This window comes from Streptococcus danieliae (assembly GCF_025447695.1).
GTDB classification, from domain to species: Bacteria; Bacillota; Bacilli; order Lactobacillales; family Streptococcaceae; genus Streptococcus; species Streptococcus danieliae.
Map to the genome: position 1 here is coordinate 1 of NZ_JAOBSU010000114.1, position 5,165 is coordinate 5,165.

The following is a 5,165-nucleotide window of genomic DNA, read 5'->3' on the forward strand; positions in this document are numbered from 1 at the left end:
GCCTTGTCAGCTTCTGCATCAACTGTGGCCTTAGCTGCATCCTTCTCTTCTTGAGTTAGATCATTATTGGCATCAATTGCTGCCTTCTTATCCGCTGCTGCCTTGTCGATAGCTTCTTTGGCTGCTGGTTTCGCTGCTGCTTCTGGATTAACTTTAGCAATCTCACCTGTACCAGAGTCTTTAGCCGCATCTACACCTGCTTGGTCGGTAGCCGCATCGACTGCTGCCTTAGCCTTGTCAGCTTCTGCATCAACTGTGGCCTTAGCTGCATCCTTCTCTTCTTGAGTTAGATCATTATTGGCATCAATCGCTGCCTTCTTATCTGCTGCTGCCTTGTCGATAGCTTCTTTGGCTGCTGGTTTCGCTGCTGCTTCTGGGTTAACTTTAGCAATCTCACCTGTACCAGAGTCTTTAGCCGCATCAACACCTGCTTGGTCGGTAGCCGCATCGACTGCTGCCTTAGCCTTGTCAGCTTCTGCATCAACTGTGGCCTTAGCTGCATCCTTCTCTTCTTGAGTTAGATCATTATTGGCATCAATCGCTGCCTTCTTATCCGCTGCTGCCTTGTCGATAGCTTCTTTGGCTGCTGGTTTCGCTGCTGCTTCTGGATTAACTTTAGCAATCTCACCTGTACCAGAGTCTTTAGCCGCATCAACACCCGCTTGGTCGGTAGCCGCATCGACTGCTGCCTTAGCCTTGTCAGCTTCTGCATCAACTGTGGCCTTAGCTGCATCCTTCTCTTCTTGAGTTAGATCATTATTGGCATCAATTGCTGCCTTCTTATCCGCTGCCGCCTTGTCGATAGCTTCTTTGGCTGCTGGTTTCGCTGCTGCTTCTGGATTAACTGCTGTGATTGCATTTGTACCTACATTCTTAGCATCATTTGCTGTAGCCTTATCTGTTGCAGCTGCGATATTCTTCTTGGCATCCTCAACAACTTTATCAATCTGTGCTTTAGCCGCATCTTTCTCTTCTTGAGTCAGATCGTCACGGGCATCAATTGCTGCCTTCTTGGCATTAGCTGCTTCATCGAGTTCTTGATTTGCCCCATCTTGAAGATTCTTTTGACCATTCAAATTCGCTTTAGCGGCATCAACCTTAGCCTTAGCTTCATCGATGTCAGCTTGACTAGCCTTCTTATTTGCCAGCACCGTTTCTGCTTCTTTTACAGCTTCATCATAAGCTTGCTTCTTATCAGAATCCGCTTCTACATAATTGTCCGTCTGCGTCACATCTGATTGACCATCAACTGCTTGCTGTAGATTATCTTTATCGGTCACATGGATTGTAAACTGCTGAGTCGTCGTATTTCCAGCCGCATCCGTAGCAGTCACTGTAACAGGATAATCACCCTGGGCAGCTGAAACTGTTCCTACAATCTCTTTACGAGCAGGATCATAGCTCAAGCCTTCCGGAAGACCATCTACTGTCACAGTTGGATCACCAATATTATCACTTGCCGTTATAGGAACCGTCAGTGAATCGCCCTTAGATACCGTTTGATCAGCGACTGAGTCAAGTGTCGGTTTTTCCGTATCTGGTGTAACTGTCGCTTTGTAACTTCCTCGAGCAATGGTCCCGTTCATATCTTTCCGAATAACGAACAACTCTGTTCCTTCACCAACAAAATCTGGTTTCGGAGTAAAGGTTACAGTTCCGTCCTCTGCTAAAGAATATTCTCCTTCAGCTAGGGTCTTTGTAGTACTACCATCCTCAAATGTAACTGGAACAGATGGATCAAGTGGAACCTCTTCATGACCCGGTTGGAAAGTCACTTGTGCGGATTGCGCCACTCCCTGCTCTCCAGTTGTTCTTTCTGTTGAGCCAGTTGGTGTCACCTCATTCACCGTCGGAGTATAAGTCCCACGTGTTACCTTAAGAACAGGAGTGCCCGTTCTATCTGTTCCAACAGGTGCTTCCAATTCTACCGAAATAGCTGTCGCTTTCCCAGTAAAGCTCTTCTCCGGCGTGAAGGTGATCTCACCGGTTTCCGGATTAATTTGATAAGCCCCTTGCCCTTGAATTGTCACAGCATCAACGCGCTCATTCGTTGCTGGATCGATCAACTTAACGGGATATTGAGCGCTTGGTCTCACTTCCTCTTGATCATTACTACGTTTATGTACCAAAGTTGCTTTCTGGACTTGTCCTTGAAGACCGCTTGTTGCTTTATCTTCCGTATTGAGTTCTGGAATTACAACAGTTGGAATGTAGGACGAGTCCATCGTTTTACCGTCAACTTGGTTCGTATTAACCAGCTTATTCACTGCCGTATCTGCAGTCCAACCGGTATGAGCTCCATTCTTATCCCAAGCACGAACGGCTACACCCTTAGCAGTCCCTACAAAATCAGGTTCTGGTGTAAAGACAATGTTCCCAGTCGTTGGATTTAATTGATAGCTTCCCTCATTAGGGACAGTCAGGGTTGTTTCATCACTAACTTGACCATTAACAATAAATTTATATGGGCGAGCTGTGTCCAGTTCATTATCTGTGGCAACATCGTAAGAACGTTTTCCATAAGCAGTGAAGGTCACTTGTGCAGTTTGCTCTTGACCTTTTGGACCACTAGTTTCCTTCTTGACACCACGAGGAGGAATTGTTTGCTGGATTTGGAAATCCTCTACTTCACCGGAGTAAGCAAAACCTGTCGCTTTTTGAACATCCGATTCATCTAGAGCAATGCGGACACGTCCTCCCAAAGCTACTTGCGTCGTGTCAATGTTCTGAGGAATCCCTCTAAATGTAAAAGTTACAGGCCCTTCTCCAGTTACACGAACAGGCGCAGAAGTTTCAGCTTCTTCATCGAATTTACCATCACCATTAAAGTCAATAAAGGCACGAGCGTAAGCCGGAGCTGTCCCGTTATTATTAGCCAGTACCGTTAATTGATAAGTATCGTCACCAGCCTTTTGCAAAGGATAGTTTCCACCTGTATTATTACCATCCTTATCAATAATCGGGTCAGTTCCTAGGAGCTGAGCAGTTCCTTCATCTCCACTACCACTAGTATCATCACTAGTCCAATCCACATCAGAAGCTGTCCGAATATCGATATCTGGAGGAGTTTGACCTAGATACGGCTGTTGTAAGGACTGGTTTGCTCCCTTAGAAATCGTATGGGTCGCCTCACCATAGCTACTTGGAGCATCTCCAGCATCTACAATCAGGAATCCCAACATTGCTCCCTGCTTCCCTGCAGAGTTCAGATAGACACCAACGTTACGTGCATTCCGAGTTAGGACAACTGGTACGGATTGATCACTTCCCGTATAGATTGGTCCAAAAACCTTCGAGCCAATCCCATCACCATATCTTCGTCCCTGATTCTCGCTTACTCGCTGGGTAGCCGGAATAACTGGATTTACCCAACCTGGATCCATATATGTTTTGTTCGACCAAAAACCAGGTTCCGTATACTTAGCATTGCTTGGGACTGCATTTGGATCCGCATTCGGCAAATAGGAACGAACGGTAGAATTATTCGACAACTCTGTTAACAGTTCAAAATTATCGCCATCAGTTGTATACAGCTCTAATTCATCTCTATTCGGTTCCTCACCTGTCATCATCACGACGTTCGCAGGCACATCTCGACCATTTAAAGTCGCCTTAACAGAAAACTCGACCCCTACATTGGCTCCATTGACAGAGGACTCAATAACTGTACGTCCGCCTGTATTCAAACCAGCTCGTCTAGCAGATGAGTAAAGTCCATGCTGTTCAGACAGTACGATAGAGGCTGCTGCTCCACTACTCAAAACAGCATTCTTAGCCTGAGCATTGTAGTGCTTGCCACCTCGATCTCTATAGATTTCAGTTGCATTAAAAGGACGTAATCTCTTTACTTCTAGTGTAATCGTATAGCCTGGAGCAATTTCTTTAACGAATTTCGTTCCTACTTGCAGTGTGTTATTAGGGCCAACATTTGACAAAGCGGTACGATCGTTGAAATCCAAAAAGGCTATTTGTCCTGCTAAACGACTAACACTTCCTGTCCGATATTTTTCAAAATTTCGATCCGGATTTGTGCTTGTCGTCCCAGTATTCCGGAATCCAGATTTCCGTTGAATCCCAGCTTCCTGATCAAGCTCCTCTGAAAACTCATCCTTCTTTTTAACCAAGGCAAAAGAAAGAACATTTTTCTGTAATTGATGAATTTCTTTCGTCAATTGGAGATCTTGTCCCTGGACCAACTCATATCCTTCTGGAATCTGCGCTTCTTCTGTCACTAGTGTCTTTGTATCTAACTTAGCAGGAGCTGTTTTCTCTTCAGATTTAACAACTGCATCCGTTTCCTGATCAACATAGACCACCGTGTAAGGAATTGTAGTCTCTTCTGCTTGAGAGTTACTAATTGTAGGAAGCGACTGGGTAACTGGTTGTGATTCCTTTTTTGGAGCAGGAACAACTTCTTTAGCCCTTGACTCTTGCTCCTTTTTCACAACTTCCTCTGGTTGCGCTACTTCTTCAACTGTTAGTGTCGTTTCCTTTGCAGAACTTTGTTCCTCAGTTGCAGCTGACACTGTTTCTTCCTGAGAGCTACTAACCTCGTTCTCTATCGATGGGGGAAGCGAAGCTGTAACAACCTCAACATTACTTTCTTCTGTTTCATTGGACTTGATCTCATCAGCAGAAACAGCTCCTCCCATCAATAAAAATGCAGATATTGCCACTGAGGCAACGCCTACATTAAATTTTCGAATCGAGAATCGCTGCCGTTTTTCAAAAGGGAATTTCGATTTTCTATTATGCATTTTTACCTCCTAGTGCTAACATTGTAAAAAAACAAAGCATTTTTTTACCTTTGACTCCTTTCTTTTTGTTAAATAGTAAATGATTACAACCTATAGCTACCTTAAATACAGGCCACTATTAAGTCAATTCTATTATCTCACAATATCCTCCATTATCCAAACATCTCTTACTTTTTTTCAAAAAAACAAAATAAATGAAGTGATCAAAAATTTTAAAATGAAACTAGCCACCCATCCTATCTGCTAGATAAGGGCTAGAACTCATTCTGATGAGTTGTCTGATTTCATTTGATAATAGGTTTAGCCCTCAAAACAGCTTCAAAAGTCCCTGTTGTCAAATGAAATCCTTTTGTAAGGTATAAGAAAACACCTCCGTGCTATACTTGTTGTTCACCACAAACAAAAGGA

The 5,165-nt window shown here is 44.0% G+C and carries 1 protein-coding gene; it reads right to left on the minus strand.

All coding sequences use genetic code 11. From position 1 onward, the window contains the following. On the minus strand, window positions 1-4,757 hold a 4,757-nt coding region (locus N4310_RS07435; RefSeq protein WP_262092682.1), incomplete at its 3' end, for a DUF1542 domain-containing protein. Between the last annotated feature and the right edge of the window lie 408 nt (window positions 4,758-5,165).